Source organism: Synergistaceae bacterium DZ-S4, assembly GCA_025943965.1.
Lineage (GTDB): Bacteria > Synergistota > Synergistia > Synergistales > Synergistaceae > Caenicola > Caenicola nitritireducens.
Genome location: JAPCWD010000019.1, coordinates 1 through 24,320, shown reverse-complemented (window position 1 = coordinate 24,320; position 24,320 = coordinate 1). Strand labels below are relative to the sequence as shown.

At 46.5% G+C, this 24,320-nt stretch carries 23 protein-coding genes and 1 rRNA gene; 11 read left to right on the top strand and 13 right to left on the bottom strand.

Annotation, left to right across the window (positions count from 1 at the left end):
- Positions 1 to 635: 635 nt before the first annotated feature.
- The 3 genes from OLM33_09705 to OLM33_09695 all read right to left on the bottom strand — a co-directional run bounded on the left by OLM33_09705 (position 636) and on the right by OLM33_09695 (position 4,507).
- A complete protein-coding gene (locus OLM33_09705) occupies positions 636 to 2,210 on the bottom strand; it encodes a helicase-related protein (GenBank protein ID MCW1713927.1) in 1,575 nt (524 codons plus the stop codon).
- The gene (locus OLM33_09700; protein ID MCW1713926.1) at positions 2,211 to 2,693 is read right to left on the bottom strand and encodes a GNAT family N-acetyltransferase; all 483 of its coding nucleotides are present in this window, start codon (positions 2,691 to 2,693) and stop codon (positions 2,211 to 2,213) included.
- 200 nt (positions 2,694 to 2,893) lie between these two features.
- On the bottom strand, positions 2,894 to 4,507 hold the full coding sequence (locus OLM33_09695; GenBank protein ID MCW1713925.1) for a M20/M25/M40 family metallo-hydrolase: 1,614 nt from the start codon (positions 4,505 to 4,507) through the stop codon (positions 2,894 to 2,896).
- 123 nt (positions 4,508 to 4,630) lie between these two features.
- Here OLM33_09695 and OLM33_09690 point away from each other — a divergent pair, with 123 nt between their 5' ends.
- Together OLM33_09690 and OLM33_09685 are read left to right on the top strand one after the other, a co-directional pair.
- Entirely contained in the window at positions 4,631 to 5,338 is a 708-nt protein-coding gene (locus OLM33_09690) for a CoA transferase subunit A (protein MCW1713924.1), read from the top strand.
- On the top strand, positions 5,322 to 5,990 hold the full coding sequence (locus OLM33_09685; GenBank protein ID MCW1713923.1) for a 3-oxoacid CoA-transferase subunit B: 669 nt from the start codon (positions 5,322 to 5,324) through the stop codon (positions 5,988 to 5,990). Before OLM33_09690 ends, OLM33_09685 begins: the two co-directional genes overlap by 17 nt.
- 69 nt (positions 5,991 to 6,059) lie before the next feature.
- On the opposite strand, the gene OLM33_09680 is transcribed toward OLM33_09685, so the two are convergent.
- Positions 6,060 to 7,604 (bottom strand): FGGY family carbohydrate kinase, encoded by a 1,545-nt coding sequence (locus tag OLM33_09680; GenBank protein MCW1713922.1) that lies wholly within the window; start codon positions 7,602 to 7,604, stop codon positions 6,060 to 6,062.
- A gap of 189 nt (positions 7,605 to 7,793) precedes the next feature.
- Positions 7,794 to 8,897: a C45 family autoproteolytic acyltransferase/hydrolase gene (locus tag OLM33_09675; GenBank protein ID MCW1713921.1), complete on the bottom strand. Its 1,104-nt coding sequence runs from the start codon at positions 8,895 to 8,897 to the stop codon at positions 7,794 to 7,796.
- An 83-nt stretch (positions 8,898 to 8,980) separates the two neighbouring features.
- Here OLM33_09675 and rsmG point away from each other — a divergent pair, with 83 nt between their 5' ends.
- Positions 8,981 to 9,673 carry a 16S rRNA (guanine(527)-N(7))-methyltransferase RsmG gene (rsmG, locus tag OLM33_09670; protein ID MCW1713920.1) on the top strand — a complete coding sequence of 231 codons (693 nt, stop codon included), beginning with the start codon at positions 8,981 to 8,983 and terminating at the stop codon, positions 9,671 to 9,673.
- Between the two features lie 117 nt (positions 9,674 to 9,790).
- On the opposite strand, the gene OLM33_09665 is transcribed toward rsmG, so the two are convergent.
- The 4 genes from OLM33_09665 to OLM33_09650 form a co-directional block, all read right to left on the bottom strand.
- The gene (locus OLM33_09665) at positions 9,791 to 10,456 is read right to left on the bottom strand and encodes a hypothetical protein (protein ID MCW1713919.1); all 666 of its coding nucleotides are present in this window, start codon (positions 10,454 to 10,456) and stop codon (positions 9,791 to 9,793) included.
- Between the two features lie 152 nt (positions 10,457 to 10,608).
- The gene (locus tag OLM33_09660) at positions 10,609 to 11,430 is read right to left on the bottom strand and encodes a TIGR02757 family protein (protein MCW1713918.1); all 822 of its coding nucleotides are present in this window, start codon (positions 11,428 to 11,430) and stop codon (positions 10,609 to 10,611) included.
- A 2-nt stretch (positions 11,431 to 11,432) separates the two neighbouring features.
- Positions 11,433 to 11,948 (bottom strand): flavin reductase family protein, encoded by a 516-nt coding sequence (locus OLM33_09655; GenBank protein MCW1713917.1) that lies wholly within the window; start codon positions 11,946 to 11,948, stop codon positions 11,433 to 11,435.
- 91 nt (positions 11,949 to 12,039) lie between these two features.
- Complete coding sequence (locus OLM33_09650) at positions 12,040 to 12,528, bottom strand: ferritin (GenBank protein MCW1713916.1); 489 nt, start codon at positions 12,526 to 12,528, stop codon at positions 12,040 to 12,042.
- A gap of 167 nt (positions 12,529 to 12,695) precedes the next feature.
- On the opposite strand from OLM33_09650, the gene OLM33_09645 reads away from it, so the two are divergent.
- Positions 12,696 to 13,199 (top strand): GNAT family N-acetyltransferase, encoded by a 504-nt coding sequence (locus OLM33_09645; protein MCW1713915.1) that lies wholly within the window; start codon positions 12,696 to 12,698, stop codon positions 13,197 to 13,199.
- A complete protein-coding gene (locus OLM33_09640; protein ID MCW1713914.1) occupies positions 13,196 to 13,699 on the top strand; it encodes a GNAT family N-acetyltransferase in 504 nt (167 codons plus the stop codon). Before OLM33_09645 ends, OLM33_09640 begins: the two co-directional genes overlap by 4 nt.
- A gap of 332 nt (positions 13,700 to 14,031) precedes the next feature.
- Here OLM33_09640 and OLM33_09635 read toward each other — a convergent pair whose 3' ends face one another.
- From OLM33_09635 to OLM33_09625, 3 genes are read right to left on the bottom strand one after another with little or no spacing between them, the layout of a single operon-like run.
- Positions 14,032 to 15,468, bottom strand: a complete 1,437-nt coding sequence (locus OLM33_09635; protein ID MCW1713913.1) for an FAD-binding protein — start codon at positions 15,466 to 15,468, stop codon at positions 14,032 to 14,034.
- Entirely contained in the window at positions 15,465 to 16,475 is a 1,011-nt protein-coding gene (locus OLM33_09630; protein MCW1713912.1) for an electron transfer flavoprotein subunit alpha/FixB family protein, read from the bottom strand. Before OLM33_09630 ends, OLM33_09635 begins: the two co-directional genes overlap by 4 nt.
- 11 nt (positions 16,476 to 16,486) lie before the next feature.
- Complete coding sequence (locus tag OLM33_09625; GenBank protein MCW1713911.1) at positions 16,487 to 17,272, bottom strand: electron transfer flavoprotein subunit beta/FixA family protein; 786 nt, start codon at positions 17,270 to 17,272, stop codon at positions 16,487 to 16,489.
- Positions 17,273 to 17,734: 462 nt separating this feature from the next.
- Between OLM33_09625 and OLM33_09620 the strand changes: the two genes are divergently transcribed.
- The 6 genes from OLM33_09620 (at position 17,735) to OLM33_09595 (ending at position 23,730) form a co-directional block, all read left to right on the top strand.
- Complete coding sequence (locus OLM33_09620; GenBank protein MCW1713910.1) at positions 17,735 to 18,727, top strand: DctP family TRAP transporter solute-binding subunit; 993 nt, start codon at positions 17,735 to 17,737, stop codon at positions 18,725 to 18,727.
- A 74-nt stretch (positions 18,728 to 18,801) separates the two neighbouring features.
- Complete coding sequence (locus OLM33_09615) at positions 18,802 to 19,287, top strand: TRAP transporter small permease (GenBank protein MCW1713909.1); 486 nt, start codon at positions 18,802 to 18,804, stop codon at positions 19,285 to 19,287.
- Position 19,288: 1 nt separating this feature from the next.
- Complete coding sequence (locus tag OLM33_09610) at positions 19,289 to 20,560, top strand: TRAP transporter large permease (GenBank protein MCW1713908.1); 1,272 nt, start codon at positions 19,289 to 19,291, stop codon at positions 20,558 to 20,560.
- Positions 20,561 to 20,566: 6 nt separating this feature from the next.
- Positions 20,567 to 21,841, top strand: a complete 1,275-nt coding sequence (larA, locus tag OLM33_09605) for a nickel-dependent lactate racemase (GenBank protein MCW1713907.1) — start codon at positions 20,567 to 20,569, stop codon at positions 21,839 to 21,841.
- Positions 21,838 to 22,548 carry a GntR family transcriptional regulator gene (locus tag OLM33_09600; GenBank protein MCW1713906.1) on the top strand — a complete coding sequence of 237 codons (711 nt, stop codon included), beginning with the start codon at positions 21,838 to 21,840 and terminating at the stop codon, positions 22,546 to 22,548. Before larA ends, OLM33_09600 begins: the two co-directional genes overlap by 4 nt.
- A 6-nt stretch (positions 22,549 to 22,554) precedes the next feature.
- Entirely contained in the window at positions 22,555 to 23,730 is a 1,176-nt protein-coding gene (locus tag OLM33_09595) for a pyridoxal phosphate-dependent aminotransferase (protein MCW1713905.1), read from the top strand.
- A gap of 315 nt (positions 23,731 to 24,045) precedes the next feature.
- On the opposite strand, the gene rrf is transcribed toward OLM33_09595, so the two are convergent.
- A 5S ribosomal RNA gene (gene rrf, locus OLM33_09590) occupies positions 24,046 to 24,161 on the bottom strand.
- Positions 24,162 to 24,320 lie beyond the last annotated feature (159 nt).

Genomic DNA, 24,320 nt, shown 5'->3' with positions numbered 1-24,320 from the left:
ATGGGTTCGCCTTCGAATCCCTTCATGTCCTTGCCGTCAAACGTGAATGTTACTTCCTTGCCGTGATGGAACTCAAGTATCGGGTGTTTCTGTATCAGTTCCATGCCCTCTCTCCCTCCTTGTGCTTCCTGACTTCCGTGTATGAAGTCATGAAATGAAAAAATATTTTTACGTCTGTCCCCTGGCAGGGGATAAAAAAATTTAAACAAACCGCGCCCTTTTCACTGCCTCATATAAAAATACTTTCGCTTACATGAAACAGTAAGAATGAACATTCATATAATACATACAAAGATATTGTATGAAAAATGATGATTCTTCTTATTTATTATCGAAAAATTAGATAATTATTTGTGCATTTTTTCTCTATTGTGGACTTTTCGAGGAGATAAAAATGATCATGAGTTTTTTAAAAGAAGATTATTTACTTTGTGTTTAGAAGATGTCAAATCATATGATTGGATTTTTTAGAAAAAGTTTTTCTTTAAGTAATTATATTTTATGTTTGTTTTCTATTAGACAACTGAAAGGTATATTGCTTTATTGTTAACATAGACCAACGGGCTGATTTGATATATCGAAATATAAGTGATTTTTGATAAGATGCTTAAGCAGGGTCGGGGAGGGGATTCTTTTTACCTGCTTTCCCAGCTGTCCTCAGTCATTTTGATCTGATGGATCTTCTCTTCAAAGCCGAATACCGATGCGTCTATCTGATTTACCACGTAGTCTATCTGATCCATGTGAGAAAAGCTGTATCCCTCGGGAAGCCTGTTGGAAAACCTTTTTATTTTCAGGAGCGCCTGCAGATAATTCCTCTCCGTTTTGCGCATGATCTCAGCTGCATCCATTGCTTCCGGATGCTTATGCTCCGCAAAGAGGACCGCCATTGCAATATTGGGTTCGATCTCCATCTCATCGCTCCATATATCAGCCAGGATCCTGCGGACGATCTTCCTGAACTTCTGGTCTCTTATTCCTCCAAGCATAGTCCTTATGCTTCTTAAAAGTTCCTCGACCTCCGAGACGACCTCCCTGTAAGGTCTTTTGGGAAGGGAATAATCCGCCAGCACCCTCGCTTCGGTTTCGATGCCTATCTCCTCTTTGAGCAGCCTTCCAACAGCCGGCTGGAGCATTATCTTTGCCTCTTCGCATGGCATGTCCAGAGTCTGGAGATAGAGCAAACCTGTATCGTAGTCATGGTGCTCGCATTTGCTCCTTGGAATATACGTAACATAACCTGGGTTGAAAAACCCCTTCCTTCCGGCCCTGCCTGCCATCTGCAGGAACTCGTTCTTCGTAAGCGGACCGTCAATAAATTTTGCCATCTGGCCGAATACGACGGTCTGGGCGGGCAGGTTTACTCCGAGTGACAGTGCATCAGTTCCGACTACAACATCAAGTATCCTCTCTCTGAAAGCCATCTCCACCAGCAGCTTTTCCTTCGGAAGGAAAGAGCCCACATATATTCCAACGCCCATGAGCATTATGTCCGGTACATAAGCTACCTCAAGTATTTCTGCGATCTCCCTCAGTCTGGCTCTCTGGCTTCTGCTGATCTTCTCGCGGTACCTGGATATCTGTGCGGCTAGCCATTCGGCGCCCTTTTTGGAAAAAACGAAGACCAGCGCATCATGTATTTTTGAGAACCTGATGCCGCTTCTTCGGAAAATAAGATCAGTTACCCTTTTTTCTGTTGTATAAAGGACAAACTCCCGCATGGCGACATCTTGAAGGTATTTCTTTATCACGTCGGGGTTCCCGAAGGTAGCGGACATAACGAGGAGGTCGCTGTCAAAGGAAGTCGACCTCAGCCCGTCTATGTAGGCTCTTGTCCTGTCCGGATCGTTAAAGATGAAATGAAACTCGTCCACAATGACCTTTTGTCCGGGGATGCGGGCGTATTTGAGGGTATATATCTCCTGTGTGCAGCAGAGCACCTGAGCTCCTGCATTCTTTTTGAAGTCGCCTGTCTCAAGCCCGGCGTCAAATCCCATTGACCGCAGTTCCATATATCGTTCATTTGAAAGTGCTTTAATAGGGGCTGTGAAGATGACTCTTCCCGAGGGTGCGGCAGGAGCGCCGGAAGGATCCATCAATCCTGCCCACACATAGGCCACCCAGGTTTTGCCGCTGCCCGTGGGAGCTGATAATATCGCGCTGCCGCTGCCTATTGCTTTGACCGCATCATTCTGCCAGCTGTAAAACATTTATAGACACAATCTGATTTTCAGAAGGAGAAGCGTTCTCTCTGCATCGCCGGCCCTCTGGATCTCTTCACCGACTCTTTCAGCTCCCATATGAAGATAAAACTCTTCCACGTTGGGGTCGGCAATGATGTTCAGTTCATCCGCTCCCACAGTCTCTGCCGTCTCGCATGCATGGAGGAAGAGCTCACCTCCGACTCCGGTCCCGATATGTTCCGGGACTACCCAAAGATGGCGGATCCACCATCCGGAGTCATCAAGGAGTTCTATAGCATAAAAGCCTATTATTTCCCCCGTCTCCTCATTCTCTGCAAGGTAGGTCGGATTATTTTCGATAAACTCGTCTGTGATAGTCAGAAAATCGCGGAAGTGTCCCATCATCTCTACGGGGTAATCCCAGTACTCTTTCGAACGCCATGCAACATCGGAGAGAAGCTCCGCTTCTTCCGACTCGGCAGGGCGTATTCGAACATCATCATCCAGCATTTACGGATCCTTCTCCTTTTTGATGCAGGACATCATTTTTCTTCCTGTTACTGATAATGCAGCCTGTCTTCCGTTAAGGGCTGCGATCATCTATTGAGCAGGGCAGGCTGAATTACCGGTTATTATAAGACCGCTGAGCAGATTCTACCATAACGCACGGTAAAATCACCCGGTACACTGTATCCGAGAGGACACTCAGCTTAATAAACAACTTCTGATATCTTGTTTATCGCATATCTCAGTAGTTCCGGCAGAATGTCAAGAGAATAACCAAGCCTCAGCCTCTCCGTCATTTTGTGAGCATCTTCCCCGCTGGGGCCAAGGTTTATAACAGGCAGGCCAAGCGACTGCATATCCTTCATCGGTATGCTGTAAATATCGCCCCATCCGGGCATATTGTCCGCAAGTGCACATATATCTTCCGAGGAAACTTTGGCGCCGACATAGCTGAGGTCGCAGAGTCCGCCGAAGAGTCCGACTTCCCTCATTTCAATGCCATGGTCATTTTTCAGCTGTTCTATAACGCTTCTGGCTGCCTCGACGGTCTGCATGTCCCGGCTCTCCCCAGTGAAATCGGTCCTTACCGGCAGCCAGGGCGGAAGGAAAAAGCATATCGCATAAGGTCCTTCTATCCCGGACATGTCAGCTATTTTGTCAACTGCGGCAAGCCCTCTCTCCCTCATGTCTCCTGCAGGAAGGTCCCTTATATAGGAAGCGATCTCTTCATCAAAACCACCTTTATTGTTTTTGCGGGCCGCATCTTTAACTTCATCAAGGGAATATACTCGGGGACGGACAACATCAAAGCTTTTGCCTTCACAGCCCATTGCAAGGAGGTTTCTGTGCGATTCGGCAAGCTGGGCCAGTGTCAGGTCAAGTGCATATCCGGCAATGGCCTTCATTTGATCCATAACAACAGACGGAGTGTTGGTCGCAGTAAAGCAGTTGAAATAGGCAAAGGCCCTGTCCGGGACCGTAACGCTGTAACCCTCTTTCATCACGCCCATGTCAAGGCATATCCATGAGGGCTCACATTTGCCCTTGAACGGGTCTGCCAGATGGGGGTTTCCCTCTGCGTAAGATACTATCCTCGAAACTGCCAGCGCGGATGAGAATCCTCTATAGTAGTTTCCAACATGGGAGGGAAGTCCCTTTACGTAGAAGCTGGGCATTATCTTACCCAGCGTTCCAAAGAATATGGCAGGGCCGCTTTCGCCCGGATAGCCTGCCTCACCCGGCTCAGTGTTTATTACGGCAAGGAAGTCGGTCCCGTCTTCCTTCATGCCTGACAGTATGGGAAGGACTCCCCTCATTCCCGCTGATGCGTTTTCCTCATCGCCAACGAAGGCTGCCACTATATTCACGTCATAAAGGTCCCTGTTTGCCGCAAATTCTTCAATAATGTCCAGTTCAAGCGCAATGCCGCACTTCATATCCATAGTGCCGCGTCCGTAGATAACATCTTCATTATCGACATTGAAATGTTCCGTCATTTTTTTTACATCAAAGGCGTCCTTTGCCATCCCGCCGTAGACGTTGACTCCCACCACATCGTAATGGCCTATGAGGAGTACTGTTCTTGCCGTGGGCACTGCGGCATCGACCCTCGTCACTAATGAATGCAGCTTTTGAGCGGTCCCTTCGAGCTGTGTTTCAGCCCATATCAGGTGCTCTTTTTTTTCGATAAAGTAAGGAAGCTTTTCCAGCCTTTCCCTGATCCAGATCCCCGGAGCGCTCTCATCCGGGCTCTCTGTGACGCTGGGTATGGAAACAAGTTTCTCTATCATTTTCAGCAATTTATCCCTTCGGGACAATTTGAAAGCCTCCCTCGAAAAATTGAAAATTCTTAATATTGCAGCCCCTACTTGACATAATGTTCGGTTGCCATGAAACTCTCTCCTAATCTTCAAAAAAGAGAAAGGAGTGTAGCTGCAAAGATGACCAAACCTTTTATCAAACCAATAATAACCCCGGAAGAGGCAGCAGGCAAGGTAAGGGAAGGCACCACGATAATGCTGGGCGGATTCAACTACGGCGGGGTGCCCTACACAGTCATCGACGCGCTGCACGACATGGGCACCAGGAGCATCAGGGTCATATGCGTGGACGCCAGCCACTGCAACCCTAAGGTCCCGGGACCTGTTGGAGTTGCAAGGCTTATCGTCAACAGGCAGGTGAGTTCAATGGTCATATCGCATATGGGACTCAACGCGATCGCACAGGAAATGTTCGCGAAAGGCGAGATCGACATCGAACTCAACCCAATGGGAACTCTTGTGGAAAGGATAAGGACAGGGGGAGCGGGACTCGGAGGGTTCCTCACTCCGACCGGAGTGGATACAGCATACGAGAAGAACAGGCAGACTGTAGAACTCGACGGAAAGAAATTCATACTTGAACGCCCCCTGAAAGCAGACATCGCTTTTATCAGGGCATACATGGCCGATGAGGCGGGAAATCTGATCTACTACGGTACAGGCAGAAACTTCAACCCTGTGATGGCGACCGCGGCCGATATCGTCATAGCAGAGGTAGACAAGGTAGTCCCGATCGGTGAGATCGACCCTAACAACGTGGTGACCCCCGGGATCTTCATCGACGCGCTCGTGCTTAAAGGAGGAAACTGTTATGCTGCCAGAACTTAATGAAAAAGAGGCCCGCGAAAGGATAGCCGGAAGGATAGCCGCCGACCTCGAAGACGGGGCCCTGGTGAATCTGGGGATAGGGATACCTCAGTTGATCCCCAACTTCATGCCCGAGGGCGTAAACATATTCCTCCAGACAGAAAACGGGACGATCTACGCTGGACCTGCCAAAGACCCGAACGACCTCAGGATAATCGATGCCGGAGGGGCACCCATCTCGGTACTGCCCGGAGGCTCGTTCGTATCGTCTGATGCAAGCTTCGGGATCCTTCGTGGGGGACATATCGATGCAACAGTGCTCGGAGCGCTGCAGGTAGATGAGGAAGGAAGCCTCGCAAACTGGACGATACCCAACGTCCGTACTCCCGGAATGGGCGGCGCCATGGACATCGTCGCAGGAGCCAAGAGGGTATACGTAGCGACTCGCCATTTTGAAAAAAACGGGACTTCGAAACTTATGAAGAAATGTTCCCTTCCCTTGACAGGACACGGAGTCGTGGATGTCATAGTGACCGAGTACTGCCTTGTAAGAAACATAAAGGGCAGAATGATCCTTGAGGAGATCGCCGAAGGGGTCGATCCCGCGGAACTGCAAAACAGGACCGAAATGCGGATGGATATAAGCCACGATCTGAAGACCATGACATGCTGAGAAATCTTATTAAATACTGTATGACATTCGAAAGGCCCCGGAGGTATCTCCGGGACCTTCTTTCTTAGCCTACTGACCGAGGATCTTCCTTATCTTTTCCAGTCCTGCGAATGTTTCCTTCATCGAAGAGCCAAGCATGGACTGCCTGATCTCAAAGACGTCCTTATATATCATGTAGTTTTTGTGGTCTGTTTCAAACCGTCCTCTGAATGTTATCCATTCCTTCATTGTTGCTTTCAGGTCTTCAATATCCCCTACACCGTATGCCGCCACTGCGACGTCAGCCATCAGTCCGCCCTCGCTTCTGCTGGGAATGTTGTATGCGCCTCCAAGTATGTCCGCCTTGATCTGCGTCCAGAGCGGGCTTTTGCTCCCGCCCTCGGTGCCGATTATCTCTTTGATCGGGATGCCGCAATCCCTGTAGACCTGTATCATCTGGGCATATTCAAAGGCAATGGCCTCAAGTATCGATCTCCACATGGCAGCCTTGTCACTGGATCCATAAAGCCCCATGAAAGCTCCGCACGCACCGGGCATATCGGGTCCCGCTCCCTGGAGATAGGGGTAAAAAAGTATCCCGCGGGATCCCGGAGGGACCTCCCCGGCAAGCGCATCCATTTCGGAGTAGAAAGATGGGTCTCCCGGGCATCCCGCAACGTTGTCCCTGAACCATCGGAGGGAGAGGCCTCCAGCCCTTATCATGCTCCAATAGAAGTATGAATCCTCAAGCGTCCCTGTCGCAAACATCATCCCCGGCGAAAGGGATATCTTTTCAACCATCTCATCGACCGCTACCGCAAATATCGATGCCGTGCCTGCCACATCAGTACTAAGTCCCGGTTCAAGAAGGCCTGACGCAAGTGCGGACTGCATCGTGTCTCCCGCTCCGGCAACTATCGGGATCCCGGCAGGAAGCCCCACCTTTTCCGCCTCTTCCGGACACAGGTATCCGACAACATCCCATGGTTTGACTATCCTCGGGAGTATCTCCATGGGTATGCCCAGGGCCTTCATCTGTTTCGGGGACCAGTTTCTGTTATGCGCATCGTAACCTATCAGCCAGCCAGACATGGTGGCCCAGTCAAGGAAAGCTTCCTTTGCCTTGAGCCCTGCAAGGGTGCCGAGCACAAAGGGACCGTTATTGACAACTTTCACTGCCTTCTCGCGGAAACCCGTGTAGTGGTTCAGAAACCATCTGAGTATCAGCGGGGGCATGAATTCATCAACTATACAGTTCCCACTTTCTTCGAGCCAGACGGGCTTAACGTTTGCCTTGACCCATTCGGCCTCACCCCTTGCACGGTTGTCCAGATAGGGGACAAATGGAGTGACAGGCTCCCATTTTTCATTGATGCCGACAATGCCGCAAATGATCCCGCTTGCCGAGATGCCCCTTATCTCATTAGGGTTGACGCCCGACTTATGAAGGCACTCCCTGATCCCCTCCTCGACATTCCTTACAAAGCCGCGGGGATCCATCTCCGCCCTTCCCGGATGAGGATAAGAGATGATATTTTCCCTGTAAGCCTCTGCCATCCTGACAGAGTCCTCCCTGTACAGAGCCGTCTTCGTTCCCATCGTACCGCAGTCAAAACCGATATAGTACCTCGCCAATTACCGCACCTCCAAATATCGATAATTTGTCCTGTGATCTTTGTTGCATCTCACATATAAAATCTATACCTTATTCCGCAATAAAAAAAAGACAATAATAAAGAGAGAAGCCGATCCCTCTCATGCAGTTTTATGAGGGCCCGGCTTCCGGCATCATCAGTTCTTATGGTGACTTTCCAACCTTCCACGCTATTCTTCGCGGGGTTTGAGGATCGCCTTCATATCTATCTCTGTCCAGTCCTGGGTATCGGGTATCTTGAACCAAAGCTGGAAGCGCTCGGGCACTACCACTATCTGATAGACCGTCATATCTGTAGTTGCGCCAAGGTCTTCTATCCTGGTGTCCATCATCTTCATCATTGTCTTACTGTCTATGGTCCCCTTGAAGTGTTTTGCAAGAGCCAGAAGATTCTGTCTCCTTGACCTTGTCAGCCAGTAAGTTTTGTCATCGGGTCTCGGAAGGCCCCATGAGAACTCGGTGAAATGGTTGCTGAGAACAGTAAGGCCTTGGCGGGAATGGGACTCGCGCCTTTTTACCTCGAAGACCGGCCATTCGTAGCACCTGGCTGTCTGTCCGTCCGAAACACCTATTATGTACGCAAAATTTGCCTTTGTAGTCTGGAAAAAGCTCTCTATTTCGTCCAGCGAAGCACCGTCGAGAAGGAACTGGAAAAGGGCCGCGACCGAAGGGACTCTGCTGTCATACCAGAGGGCTCCGCCCGACGGCATGCCGTTGTTGAGCTCAAGATAGATCCCTTTCTCGTTCATGCCGTTGACAACATATATTTCCCCTGCATATCCCATCGTCGCAGTCGCAAGGGATCCGTCAGCCGGATGGTAGCAGGCTATCACTATGTCATGGCTGAACTCTTTGAACCAGGGGAGGTAATCATAGTTCCTGCCGTAGACCAGGGTCTCACTGACATAATCTCCCCATGCGGCTATGCCTGTACACTGCGGAAGGTTAAGGGCCGTGGCCGCAAGCAGTTCCACTGCGTTGACCAGCTGGAGCTGCTCCATGCTGAGACCGGATGTCTCCGACATCCCACACAGGATCTCCTTGAACCTGAAAGGATAATTTGCGTAGAATTTAGAGGCACGGTCTTTCAAGTTTTCAATATCCAGCCCATGTTCGTTCACAAGCTTCTCAATTACGCCTTTTTCGTATATATGCTTCATCTCCGAAGCCATGAGGGCGCCGTACTGCCTTCCCATCTCTCTCCAGGTCCCATGGAGATCAATAATATTGATTACTCCTTCTCGCCTTTTGGTTCCCTTTTCAAAGGATTCCACGATTCGGCCTCCCGTCATTTTGCTTATTGGGTTATTATACACTGGTGTATATAGATATTATCCCGTTAATGGGAGGTTTTTTCTTGGAAAAAGAAATTTTTGCAGAAACAGTCGAATCAGAAGTCACGAAAAATGAGGAAAAACTGAGAAAATACCTCTCACTTCTCTCAGCCGCTAACGAGCTTGCCCGGCTTACCGGACCTTCAGATGAAGAGACCCTTTGGGGCTCACATCTTATGGACTGCGCATCGGCTCTGCCGCTGCTCCCCCATGAAGGCAGGATCATCGACGTGGGCACGGGAGGCGGACTGCCCGGGATCGTATGGGCCATATGCAGGCCGGGGCTTAATGTGACCCTTTTGGACAGCATAACCCGCAAGTGCGCCCTTGTTGAGAAAATGGCAGTTGCCATGGGGCTCAGAAACGTGACCGTGGTTTGCAAAAGATCAGAGGAATACGCGAAGGATGAGCGTGAGAAATTCCATGTAGCGGCTGCCAGGGCAGTCTGCGCTTCAGGGGTACTGGCCGAATATCTTGCTCCGCTCGTCAGGACAAAGGGTATCGCACTAGCCTTCAAGGGTCCCAAGGTAACGGAGGAGCTGGAGCTTGTCGGAAACAAGTGGAGCGCGCTCGGTTTTTCGCCGCCGCGCCTCCATCCCTATATGCTGGGTGACATCAAAAGGTTCTTTGTGATCTGGGACAAGGTCTCACAGACTCCCAAAGGAATACCAAGAAGACCGGGCATGGCCGAGAAATTCCCCTGGTACAGCAGGTAAAAAGGAAAAACACAAACACCTGCATACATAAATTAAGAGAGTCTGAGGGAACTCCTTTTCCTTCAGGCTCTCTTTGATTTTGTGATGATTCATATCGCTGACCTTTTACTGCCCCAACTACCTCACCCCGGGAAGCAGCGGAAGCTTCATTTCGGGGGCGGGGCCGAGAAGTTCTCTGGTTTCATCAAGCTCCAGGTCGAAGAGCGCCTGGGTGATCCTCATCTGAGTCAGATTGTCGGTCTCGTAGGAGATAGAAAATCTCCTGTATCCAAATTTTTCCGCAAAGAAGGAAATATTCGAACTCTCTCTGCCGGAAATGTGCTGGAATGACTTCTGAAGAGATTTGAAAAAGGTCCCTTCATCAAAGAATGGGTCTTCGCTTACAAGCACCAGGACTTTGCATTCGTCGACAAGCACATCCGAACTCCATATCCCGCAGAGCGTCAGCCCGGCCTTCAGGCCCGGAAATTCCCTTATGAGCGGTATCATCGACGTCTCGATCTTCTCCGAATAAGTGAAGACCATAGTAAAACCAAACTCGATACCCTTGTTTCGTATCGGGTCGATAATGTTCTGCCTGACCATGGTGCCTACGTTGCCGCTTTGGAAACTTCTCAGATAGAGGAATTCACTCTGCATTTCGAAAGCAAGCCCGGCCACGTTTCCAAGAAGCGGGCTAAGCATGCTGTTTACAGTCACAGGACTGTAATCTTTCCCGTAGGGTATCCACGGCACAATTTCAAGTTCAATGTTCTGATCCCAGTATGGCAGGATAGATGTCATGCCGTCGCCTCCCTTATTTGTATTGTGAGTATAGCATTTTGATCAAAAATTACATCCGTTTTTCTTACGTATTGATCCTTTCGCATTCAACGTACTAAACATACGCACCGTTCGCCGCAGCCTAAAAGATTTTACCACCGTTAAGGAAAGCATCAATAGCACGTCGTTTTCCAGTTTATGAAAAGGTCTTCCAGTTTCATGTCGCTCCTTATGCCAAAGCGGGTAAGCGCAAAGTCATAACGGACCGGATCTTCGGGGCAGACCTTTTTGAAAGCCTCTGTTATCTCTATTGCCGAACGGCCGTCCGCAGCTTTTCTGCTGCAAAGCCCCAGTGTTGTGCATATGTTGAACATATGGGTATCGAGAGGAATAAGCAGTGCAGAAGGGTCAACCATTTTCCATCCTCCGGGATCAACTTCATCATTACGCACCATCCACCTGAGATACAGTGCGAGCCTTTTGCACGCGCTGCCCTTCGAAGGGTCGGGCATCAGGAAGGTCGTGCCACTCCCTCCGCAGCTGAGGAAGTCTCCTGTAAAACCTCTGATTGCCTCCCATGTGTCTCCTTTGAAATGCGAAACGAAGAGATTTTCAACAGACCCGTACGTATTAAGTACGCTCCCGATACAGCACAGAAAATCGACCATATCCGAAGAATTGGTAAAGCGGTGTACAAACCCGGCAAGCTTACTTTCAAGTTCTTGCCTGCTTACGATTTTCAGGTATTCGGCCGGAGCCGGCCCCAGGCAGCCAAGTACCCTGCCTGCGCTCTTAAGTATCTGGGCGACTCTTCCGTAGGCAAGAGATGAGGCTATCAAGCCTGCAACTTCCCTGTCACGTCGATCGTCATAATCATACAAAAACTGAAGCGGGTCCGGTGAAACATAGACCCGCTTATTGTAATCGGCGTATATCTTTTCGAATATCGAACGGCTTACTGCAAGGGATCCGTCGCCATCAATGACGCTGTGCATTTTTACTTGATCGCGTTGAATCCGAACGTCGGAGCAGTCTTGGGGGACTTTCCCTTTTTGATCAGATGGTAGTCGGCGTAGGTGAGCGGCGTAGCATCTTTGATAAACTTCGACACAACCACATTTCCTACGAAAAGCACGTGCGTTTCCAGCTCAAGGGTACGCACGACCTTCGCCTCAAGCGTAGCTACCGACCAGTCGGTGACCATGGGCGCGCCGGTGATCCCCTTAAGGAAATTGACGCCTTCAAACTTGTCTATGTCACGTCCCGATTTGAAGCCAAACTGTCCGAGGAACGTCATCGGCACTTCCTGTTCAAGGATCGAAACGGCAAAGAAACCGCTTTTCTGGATCATCCCTGTGGTAAGGTTGGCTTTGTTGAGGCATGTTGTAACACATACAGGATCACCTGTTATCTGCATGACCGCGTTGGCGATCTGCCCGTTTAGCTTGCCTTCTGCTTCAGTACTTACAATGTACATACCATAGGTGATGCTGAAAAGCGCTTTCATATCCAGCTGGTTTTCCATGGTCGATCCTCCCGGGGCAAAGATTTATTAATGTATATTTTAACTTATATCAAAGGAAACTTTAATAACAAAATTGAACTTATCTGCTTCCAAGATCCCTGTCAAGCATCTGACAAGCCATGGGAGAATTGCCGGAATTCTTAAGCCTTGCAAGTATCTCTGTGGCATGCTCCTCTTCTTCGACCTGCTCGTCAACGAACCAATTAAGCATACTTCTTGTTCCGTGATCCTTCTCCTTCTCTGCCAATTCAACCATGGCATATATTAGGGAGGTTACCTTCTCTTCGTGGGCAAGGACTTCCTGAAAAACATCTTCCGCGTCCTTCCATTCGTTCTTGGGATTTGCTATGGGGCCAAGTACTGCACGGCCACCGCGTGAAACAAGGTACTTGTAGAACTTCATGCCATGCGCCCACTCTTCTTCAGCCTGTTTTTCCATCCAGTGGGCACATCCGGGAAGATCTGCATCCTCAAACCATGCAGCCATAGAAAGGTAAAGATAAGATGATTCAAACTCCGCCTGTATCTGGGAATTGATACTTTTTTCCATCTTTTTTCCAATTTTCATCAGTAAAGCACCTCCGTGAAATATTTAGCTCAGTTTGTAACAATTACAAACTATAGACTGTTATGATAAAGTGTCAAGGTAGGAATGCCTATCATAAATCAGCCTCCCTGAGGTAAAATATAACCTGAACTTGAAAATTGCAATACACAGCACGGAGGTGCCTCATTTTGGAAATAAGACCGGTTGCAATCGAAGACGCAGATCAGATCTCAAGGATCAGGAGACTCAACGGAGTAAGAGAAGGGGTATTGGCCCTAACAAGCGAAAGGCTTGATGCCACTGTTGATTTCATCAAATCGCTGTCAGATGATGACCGTGCTTTTGTTTCCGTTGAAAAGGGCGAGGTGGCCGGAATGGCCGTAATGCTCAGGAACAGGTGCTCAACCAGAAGGCACAGTGCAAAACTGGCAATCATGGTTGCCCCGTACTGCCAGGAAAATGGGATCGGAACAGCATTGATGAAAAAACTGCTCGAAGAAGCAGATAACAAGCTGGGATTGCGCAGGATCGAACTGCTTGTTCTGACGGACAACATCCCAGCGATAAATCTTTATAAAAAATTCGGGTTTAAGACAGAAGCCACAAGAAAGAATGCTGCGGTCAAAGACGGAAAATTTGTTGACGAATACTTTATGGGGCGGATAAACAAAAAAGGAGATACTTCGGTATGATAATCAGACCTGTAACGGCCTATGACGCCCGGCATATCAGAGAGATCAGCTCAGACATTTCTGTCAGGAAGAGCATGAATATTTCTCAGGCCGGCTTTACTGATGCAGAAAATCTTATCAAAAACCTTACTGAACTCGACCACTTGCTCGTACTCGAGACAGAGATGGAACCGGTGGAGATCTGCGGAGTAGTACTGCTCAGAGTCGATCCCCAGATATACCTCCGACGGCAGGCCACTCTTGAAATAATGATGGGAACCAAGTGGCAGGGACAGGGATTGGGCAAAGCCCTGATGATGGCCGCCCTCGAACTTGCCGACAAGGAACTGATGCTCGAAAGGATAGAGGTCGAGATCGCCATCGACAACCTTAACGCCCTCAAACTCTGCAAATCAATGGGGTTCAAAGTGGAAGGGACCGCCAAAGACTGGGCTGTCTCCGACGACGGCGAATTTATTGATGCTTATCTGCTGGCTAGGTGCCGCCCCCGGCTCAAATAATAGCAATTGGGGTTTATAGCGGCACTGACTTAGCAATAACAATGGTGAAACTGCAGGCCTTTGTCCTGCGGGAAGCAATTGGGAAGCGGTTGGGAAGCAATTGTTAAAAACAAAGCCCATGGATCCCGGATCTCAAAACGCGCTCGAAATGGTTCGAGCACTAAGGATAATTTTAAATGTTCTCCTTACGGAAAACGGTGTTCTCCCGATCGACTTCATAACGGGATAACGATGGGAGGGCACGTCGTCATCATCTGCCATATGCCTCAATTGCTTTATAAATATATAACATTCTGGTGATCATTAATTCCATAAAAACCAGGTTGCCGTTATTATTCCCAAGGAACAATTTTCCCTGGATTAAGTATGTTGTTGGGATCAAAAGCAAGTTTTACTCTGCGAATGAGATCAATCTGGGCTTCATCAAGAAATGATGGGACGTATTTCAGCCTCTTGAGGCCGACACCGTGTTCTCCGGTAAGAGTTCCTTCAAGTTTTTTTACAACCTCATAAACTTCAAGTCGGGCGCCTTCAATAATTGAATGCCAATCAGGGGTATCTTTTTCGATGTAAAGTGTAACATGCATATTTCCGTCCCCCAGATGCCCATAAGCAGCATAATCAACACTATGCCTGCGGCAAATAAGCTCCAGTTGATCCATAAAATCCGGAATACTGCCAGTTGGAACAACAACATCCTCATTGGCAAGCTGAACAGGAGCAAACGCCCATACCGCCTCAGCTACACTTTTACGTCCTTTCCAAAGCTTATCCCTCGTAGTTCTGTTGTCGGCAACAAAAACCTCAAGAGCACCGCTCTCCATGCAGATATCTCCAATACGCTCTATTTCATCTGCAAGATGGTCTCTGTTGTTCCCCTCATACTGAAATATGATATGTGCCTTGGCTTCGCTGGTATATGGGAACTTCGTCTGGAGATATTTTTCAGTAAGAAGCATAGACGGCTTGTCCATAAATTCAATTGAACTTGGTATCGCCTTTCCAAGTGTCATGACCTTTGGAACAGCAGCTAGTGCAGTAGGGATGTCAGGAAATGGAACAAGAAGATCCACTACAAATGAGGAGAGAGGAAGAAGTCTCAAAATAATTTTTGTTACTATACCAAGCGTTCCTTCCGAACCAACCATTAGATGCACAAAATCATAGCCGGTAACATCTTTCCGGCGTTTTCCCCCAAACCACGTCACTGATCCGTCCGGTAGCACTACCTCCATTCCAAGTACATGGCTGCCGGTAGCACCATATTTAATAACTTTATTCCCTCCCGCGTTCTCTGCAACATTCCCGCCGATAAAAGAAGCATCGCCGCTGCATGGATCACCGGCGTAAAGAAGATGATGATCCGTTGCTGCTTTGTTAATTTCGGCCGTAACAACGCCGGGTTCAACAGTAATAGTTAAATTTTCCTCATCAAAATCAAGGATATGATTCATTCTTTCCAGTGAAAGTTCAATTCCTTTACATGCAGGAACAGCACCTCCTGATAGACCGGTACCTGCCCCACGCGGAGTTACAGGAATACGATGCTCATTTGCATATTTCATAAGAGCCGATATCTGTTCTGTTGTTTCTCCAAAACAAACGACCTCTGCACTGTATTTTTTATCCCATAGGTGAAGAGCGACTTCATCTTTTGAATAAGCATCAATTTTTTCCTTATCGACAGAAACACCTGATTTCCCAAAAATAGAAATCAGGTCATTAACTGTCGATTCGGTGACAGGAGTATAGGAAAAATTTGCTTTCATATTTTCATCTCCTTACGAATACGCGCAATGAGCCTAGGAAGAATATCATTTATTTCCCCGCATAGAGCAACATCTGCTACCCGAAAAATGGGAGCATCCGGATCTTTATTTACAGCAACAATTTTATTTGCGGTTTGCATTCCCGCCAGGTGCTGAACCGCTCCGGAAATACCTGCGGCAAGATAAAACTTGGGAGAGACAACTTTCCCGGAAAGGCCTACTTGATGGGGATATGATATCCATTTTGCCTCTACTGTAGGACGTGACGCACCGACTCCGCCTCCCAGCAGTTCTGCAAGTTCACGTATTAAAGAAAAGTTTTCCGGTCTTTTTAGTCCTTTTCCACCCGAAATAATTATCTCCTTATCCTGTATATTCGCTTCATCCGCACTGTTATATTCCATATCCAGAACTTTTATCCGACTTTCAAAAACATTTTCAGGAATATCAGGAATTATAACCTCGCCGTAAAATTTCGAAGGGGCTGGTATACGAAATGTTTTGGGGCGTACAGTAGACATCTGAGGAACATGTTCCGGTGTCTTTATTGTTGCCATGATATTCCCTCCTATGGCCGGCCGGGTCTGTAGCAGCAATCCATTTTCAGGGTCTATATCGAGCCCTGTACAGTCAGCGGTGAGCCCAGTATGAACCATAGCAGCCACTGCAGGAAGGTACGTGCGGCCTTCTGATGTTGCAGGAGCCAGAACTATTTCAGGCATGTATTTTATTATTATAAAACTGAGTAATTTTGCTGCAATTTCCTGATTAAAGTATGTAAGTTTTTCATGCTTTATCAAAAAAACCCGGTCAGCACCGTATGAGAACAATATTTCAGGCGGATCGATAATATCGCCGCAAAAAAGAATACACGTAACCTCGGTATTTTTTTTATCTGCCAGTTCTCTGGCCTTGCCTATTAGCTCCATTGTCACTGAATGGATCTTTCCCTTACGGACTTCTCCGCAGACATATATTCCTTTTGATTCCGTTGCATTTCTAAGCATCCCGGCACCTCCTACAATATAGCCAGATCACGGAGAATTTCTACTACTTGGTCAAGACCTTTATCAATTTCTCTTCCGCCGTAAAATTCTGTCTGTCTTGAAATTTTAGGATGGTAAATTTTCACAACTCTGGTTGGAGATCCTGCCAGTCCAACTTCTTCTTTAGCAATATCCAGTTCTTGAGAGCTGAATATTTGTATTTCAGCGCGGCGCGCTTTTTTTTTGAGGCTCAAAGTTGGCATTCCCGGTTCATTTATATCGTTCAGCACTGTAACTAGGCACGGAAATACGAGATGCTGAGTTTGATAGCCTTCTTCTATGGTACGTCTGACTTTAATGCCACTATCGCAGACTACAATAGAACTTACATACGTTGCAAACGGAAGATCCAGCATTGCAGCAACTTCAGGTCCAACTTGCCCTGTTTCTCCATCTGTTGCCTTCTCCCCCGCAAGAATAAGATCAAAAGGACCAAGTTTTTCAATTGCTTTTGCAAGAACCAACGATGTCGCCCAGCTGTCTGCTCCGGCAAAATACCTGTCTGACACGAGATAGGCACGATCTGCCCCTAGTGCAAGTGCCTCTCTTAATGCAATATCTGCCTGCGGCGGCCCCATAGAAAGGACAGATACTTCCCCTCCGTATTCTTTTCGTAAAATAAGCCCCGCCTCAAGTGCATTGAGATCAAGAGGATTGACTATATTACCTGCTCCTTCTCTTATCATTGTTCCTTTTTCTGGATCCATTTTTATTTCATCTGAATCAGGAACCTGTTTCACAAGAATCGCAATCTTCATATAAATATCACCTCTTGAGTCTATATAAAGGTTAATCTTTACTAGTTAAATATCAATAAGTACATAATTATTATAATCAAAACATGGATTCTGAAAATTACGCAGCTTTGTATCCAATTGTATTATGCCCATAATACTGAGACAATGGTCATAATACAAGGATTATCTCAAACTGTCTATATTAATTTTCTGTATCCATAAGCTTGCATTTGGAATAAAATATGATATTATTGCTGCAATGGATCTTTGGTAAATTTTTAAAATAGATATTGTACCCTATTATTCAACAAATACGGACCCAGAATCAAATAATCATAAATATGTGTTCAAGGGAGGGCAGCCGGCAACAGCAGACCTAAACAACAAAACACAGTTTTTGTAACAGATTGATTTAATACAGGTTAATTTATATTATGCAGAAATTGTTTTTTTATTTATCTACATTAAGGGAGGAACATGATTATGAAGAAGATATTCATTTGCGCTCTTGCTGTTATAACAGCAGCAGCTGCGTTTATCGGAAGCGCTGACGCAGCACCCATTAAGATGAAACTCGCTTATGTCGTTCCAGAGACGCAGTCAACACACATAGCTGCAGAAAAGTTCTTTAAGCCGTACGTTGAAAAACATTCTAATGGACAGATCATTGTAGAACTCTACCCTAATGGGCAGCTTGGCGGCGACAGGCAGGTTATAGAAGCAGTCGGACTTGGAACGATCCACATGACAATACCTGCTGTAGCTGTACTTTCAGGTTTTGAACCACGTTTCCAAGTCTTCGATCTTCCATTTCTCTTTAATAACAAAAAGGAAGTGTATAAAGCTCTGGACGGACCACTCGGCGACAAGCTCAACGCCCTTCTTCCACCGCTTGGGATCAAAAACCTTGCCTACGCAGAGAATGGATTCCGCATGATAACAAATAATAAGGGGCCGATCACGAAACCCTCTGATTTGGCCGGACTTAAAATTCGTACTATGGAAAATCCAATTCACATGGCAACATTCCGTGCTCTCGGAGCAAATCCTACCCCTATGAGTTTCGGCGAACTTTACACAGCTCTGCAGCAGAAAACCGTAGATGCCCAAGAGAACCCTATCCCTCTTATTTACACTTCAAAGTTTTATGAAGTTCAAAAGTACTGCTCTCTTTCCGGACATGTATATGCAGCTACAGCTCTTCTCGTAAACGACAGCTGGTTTAACAAGCTTCCCAAAGACCTGCAGAAGGTCATACAGGAGGCAGCTTTGATTTACCGTACAGAGCAGCGTAAGATATCAGACAAACAGGACAAGGATATGATAGAAAGTTTGAAGAAGAGCGGAATGAAGGTTAATGACATAACACCGGAACAGAAAAAGGCTTTCATCTCTGCAACGGCTGGTGTCTACAATGAATTCGCGAAATCCGTCAAAGGCGGACAGGAACTCATCGATCTGGCAAAAAAGAAATAAATTTTCATTAAAGTGTTTTTAGGGGAGCCTGGTTTTAGCCGGGCTCCCCTAATTATTACCGGAGGTGATACTCAATGCTAAAAAAATTATGGAACAACATGGAAGAATATTTACTGGTCTATAGCTTGATGTTATCAGTTGGGCTTGTTTTCATTCAAGTGGTAATGCGTTATGTGTTCAGTAACTCCCTATCGTGGAGTGAGGAACTTGCTCGCTATCTTTTTCTATGGCAGATATGGGTTGGAGCCAGTTATGCAGTCAAAGAGCACCGCCACCTCCGAATCGAACTGATCCAGGATTTTATTCATGATCCCTTCAGAAAAAAAATGTTTGAATTATTTGCGCTGTCACTGTGGCTCGGATTTAGCGTGTTTCTGGCATTTGAAGGCAGTACTCTTACTGCCCTGCTTTTCCAGAGAGGGCAGGTTTCACCGGCAATGCGTATCCCTATGGCCTATGCATATGCATCAGTACCTGTTGGATGCACATTGATGTCAATAAGACTTATTTCCGAGATGTTTAAGATTTTTAGCTCCATGAGCAAGAAGGAGGTTGTATAACATGGAGATTTTTGTGCTTTTCGGTTCTATGACAATTCTTCTTGCCCTGTCACTTCCGATAGGGATCTCGCTCGGTTTTGCAACGGCACTGACTCTCGTCTATACGGATTCGGTTCCTCTTATTATGATCGCGCAGAATGCTTTTGCAGCTCTGGACTCTTTCCCTTTGCTGGCTATTCCTTTCTTTATGCTTGCAGGTTCTCTTATGAGCTATGGCGGAATTTCAAAAAGGCTGGTAACTCTTGCGAACGCAATGGTAGGCGCAGTAATAGGCGGACTTGCAATGGTAACAGTAACTGCATGTATGTTTTTTGCGGCTATTTCAGGTTCAGGACCGGCAACAGTATCCGCAATAGGGTCTTTTATGATTCCTGCCATGAAGGCAAAAAAATACGACGATGATTTTGCAGCAGCACTGACAGCAGTAGCGGGCTCTATAGGCGTAATCATCCCACCTTCTATCCCTTTTGTGATTTACGGCGTTGTCTCGGGGGTTTCTGTAGGAGAAATGTTCGTTTCAGGAATCATACCGGGCATAGTCATTGGTCTATCGCTAATGGCCTTGTCATATAGGATAGCCAAGAAGAAGAAATATCCTCGTGCTGAGAAGAATGTTGCTATTGGACATGCATTTAAAGAAGCTTGGTGGGCCCTTATGGTCCCTGTCATCATCCTCGGGGGGATCTACGGCGGGATATTTACTCCTACAGAAGCAGCAGTCGTTGCATCTGTATATGCACTTTTCATAGGTAAGTACGTTTATAAAGAACTTGACTTCAATACAATTTACGATGCTTTTAAGGATGCAGCACTTGTAAACGGAGCAACAACTTTTATGATCGGCCTTTCCATGTCTTTCGCCACATTCCTTGCGATGGAGCAGGTACCGGCGCGGATCTGCGAATGGATGCTTTCTCTTTCTTCAAGTCCGGCAATGATATTGTTAATTATAAATATCCTGCTATTAACAGTAGGATGTTTTGTGGACAATATTTCTTCTATGATAATTCTTACTCCTATACTTCTTCCAATAGTTACAAAGATAGGAATTGATCCCGTACACTTTGGACTTGTTATGACAGTTGCTCTTGCGACAGGTTTTGTAACACCTCCCTACGGAGCAAATCTTTTTGTTGCATCCGCTGTCTCAGGAGTAAATATGGTTAGACTCTCAAAAGCAGTAGGACCATTTATATTGGTAATGATATCATGTCTCCTTTTATTTACATATATTCCATCAATAAGCATGTCTCTGGTATGGATGCTGAGGTAATATAAAATGAGAGTGTCCTCATCCTTCTGTTTAACAAGCAGCACAGAAGAGTGGCATGCTCATATACCTCCAGGGCAATTACTAAAGATCGCAGAGAAACCTCAATTCAATAAACTTCAAAATATTGAAGAATACATTACAGAAAAGCTGGCAAGTTCTTCTCATGCTCAAAAGATGAAAAAGCTTGCCGGCCAATCAGGTAAAGTTTTAATAATCTGCGATGATGCAACCAGACCGACACCAACATCACGAATATTGCCCATTCTATCTGAATTTCTTGTCTCAGCAGGAGTAAAGCAAGAAAACCAAATGATATTATTTGCGACTGGAACTCACAGAATAGTATCAGAAAATGAAGCTTTTAAAAAAATAGGAAATACGCTCTGGGGTAAGGTGAAATGGATCAGTCATGATTGGAATATTGATCTTACAAAAATTGGCTGCACCGCTTCTGGAATCCCAATAGAGGTAAACCCTATTTTGTCTGGCTATCAAATTATCATCGGTATTGGCAGCGTATTTCCTCACCGTTTCTGCGGCTGGTCAGGCGGCGGGAAAATAATACTTCCTGGTGTCAGCGGACCTGAATCTGTTTCGCAGACACACTGGATGCCTTATTATGACAATTCGATATGCCTCGGAAATGAGAACAATCTTGCACTGGAAGAGATAATGTCAGCGGCAAAAAAGGCAGGGCTCTCTTTTCTCATACAGTGCGTCTGTGACGGAAACGGCAAATTAAGTGATATTATTCTAGGAGAACCTCTGGAAACTCATAAAACTGCAATTATTAAAGCAAAATCAATTATGTCTGTTAAAGTGCCGGTTGCAGATGTTGTAATTGCCCAAGCATGGCCGGAGGATGCAGATCTCTGGCAAGCGGGAAAAGCCCTATATGCAGCAGAAAATATTGTCGCCCCCGGAGGACATATTATCGTTACAGCATCATTAAATGAGGGTATTGGACCTCACATAAAATATGCGGAACTTATGTGCTCTTCTGAAGGAGATATACTCAAACACAAAAAACAGCATAATGCAATGGGACTAGCGGCAGCCGCGGCTTATGCGACATATTGCGTACGAAGAAAAGCCTCTCTGTCTTTTGTTAGTAGAAGCCGTTTTTCCAGCGATATTACAAATTTGAGCGGACTCAACTTTTACAATAACCTTGATGATGCGGTAAGTTCACTATTAATAAAGAATAGTAAGATGACATTCTCTGTGATTCTCGAAGCACCTTTAACTCTGCCTATAGCTGATGGAGGAGATAAGCAATGACCAATAAGACATCAAATCTTGCTGATACTGTCTATTTTACACTTAAGAACAGGATACTCCGGGGGGAACTCCGCCCTGGGACTGCACTGCGTGAAGAATATCTTTCAGAAATATTCCAGGTCAGCAGAACTCCTTTAAGAAAAGCTCTTGCACAGCTTATGGTTGAGGGATATCTAACAAAAGGCAGAGACAGAACTCTTCGTATTCCTGAAATTTCACCGGATCAGCTAAAAGACACACTTGCCGCACGTAAACTTCTTGAAATAGCCTCTGTAGAAGAAGCAGCAACAAAGGCAACAAAAGAAGACATCGGAAGGCTTGAGCACTTAATCTGGGATGAAGAAGAAGCCATGAGAACTCAGGATAACCTTCTTGTAGCCTCTATCGACCGAATGTTTCACAACTATCTGGCCCAAACATCCGGCAACAGAATCTACGAAGAGTTTATAGGTCAGCTTGGCTATAAAGTATCGTTGTACCTTGCATTGAGCAATACGCTGGGAGAGGTCATAAACGAAGCTCTTAAAGAACATAGAGAGATACTTAACTCCGTAAAGTTTAAAATGCCGGACAGGGCAGCAAAAGCAATGAAAGACCATCTTGATAATGTTGAACGAAGAATGTTGGAATCAATAAGACACGAAGAAGAAAATTCGAAGTCAACAGTTCTTTCATCAAAAATAAAAAAGAAATCAAAAACGAGGTGATCTGTAATGACACAGATAGCATTTCCTAACAGCCGCATGTCGTCGATCCAGATGTCCGGCGGAATACGCGAAATCCTGGGACGAGCCGACGAATTGGAAAAACAGGGCAAAAGCATAATACACATGGAAATTGGCAGACCGGACTTTGATTCCCCTCAATGTGCAAAAAATGCAGCAATTACAGCATTGAACAACGGAGATGTGCACTATACAGACATGGCCGGCACACACAAACTGCGCGAAGCAGTAGCGGAAAAATATCTCAAAGACAACAGCATGCAGTTAGACCCGGACAAGAATATTGTTATCACATCAGGTGCAATAGAGGCTCTTACAGCAACATTCCTGACAATGCTTGAACCAGGTGACGAGGTAATTGTTCCAGCACCGTACTTCCCTGCATACGCAGACCAGATCGCACTCGCAAACGGTGTTTTAGTAAAAGCTGATACAACAATAGAAAATGAATTCCGTTTAAAAGTTGCTGACCTCGAAAACTCCATCTCTAACAAAAGTAAAGTACTGCTCCTGAATACTCCCAATAACCCCAGCGGTGCTGTACTCACAAGACAGGATCTTGAAGAAATTGCAAGCCTTGCTATAAAGCACAACCTCTGGGTCATTTCGGATGAATGCTATGAAAAATTTCTTTATGAAGGAGATCATATAAGTATTGCAAGCCTGCCCGGAATGGCCGAACGCACTGTAACAATTTCAGCAGCTTCAAAAACATGGTCAATGACGGGCTGGCGTGTCGGTTGGATAGTGTGCCCTGAACAGATGAGACCCTTTGCCAATAAATGCCACCAGAATCTAACCACATGTGCGACCTCGTTTGCTCAGGCTGGTGTTACAGAAGCGTTTAAGCATGCAGACAAAGATGTAAAGACAATGGTTCTGGAATACAAACGACGCAGGGACATGGTTATGAAATGGCTAAGCAGGACCAAAGGTTTCGAACATGTAATCCCTTCAGGTGCATTCTATGCATTTCCGAAAATCTCATCATTAGGTATGGATGGATTCAAATTCTGCTCATGGCTGCTTGAAGAAGCAGGAGTCTCTACCGTACCGGGCGAGGTATTCGGCAGCCCCGGACATATCAGAATAGCCTACTGCAGATCCTACGAATATATCGAAGAGGGCATGAGGCGTATAAAGGAAGCTGTGGAAAAGATATAAATGTTTTCTTGCAATTGAGACATCTCGCGGCGCTGTCTTAGCATTAACAATGGTGAAGCTGCAGGCCTTTGTCCTCCGGGAAGCGGTTGGGAAGCAATTGTTAAAACCAAAACCGGTCACAGACTAAGTTAGAAGCCACTGGTCTCCCGATGCAAGCATTCGTGAGCGACGGAGAGGGTGCTCCTGCGGCCCTTACAATCGCTTCGCCACCGCTTCCCGCGACATGTTTATGTCGCACTTCGCGCCGGTGCTCTTACGGCAGCTTCCCAACAAAAAAGCCCCGTGCATGAGCACGGAGCTTTTTTGTTAAATTAATTCTGGCAGCGACCTACTCTCCCACGAATACCCTCCGTAGTACCATCGGCGAAGGAGGGCTTAACTGCCGGGTTCGGCATGGGACCGGGTGTGTCCCCTCCTCTGTTACCACCAGAAACTTGTATGTTTTAGGCTGTGACCTTTGCGCTTTTTGCTGCGTTCATCTTCGCTCGCCTGCGCTCAACGTATTCATATACGCCTTCGCTTGACTCGCTCTATAAACTTGCAAAAACTCGCAAATCTCTTCGCCTGTGCATTGCTTTTTGATTTGACGC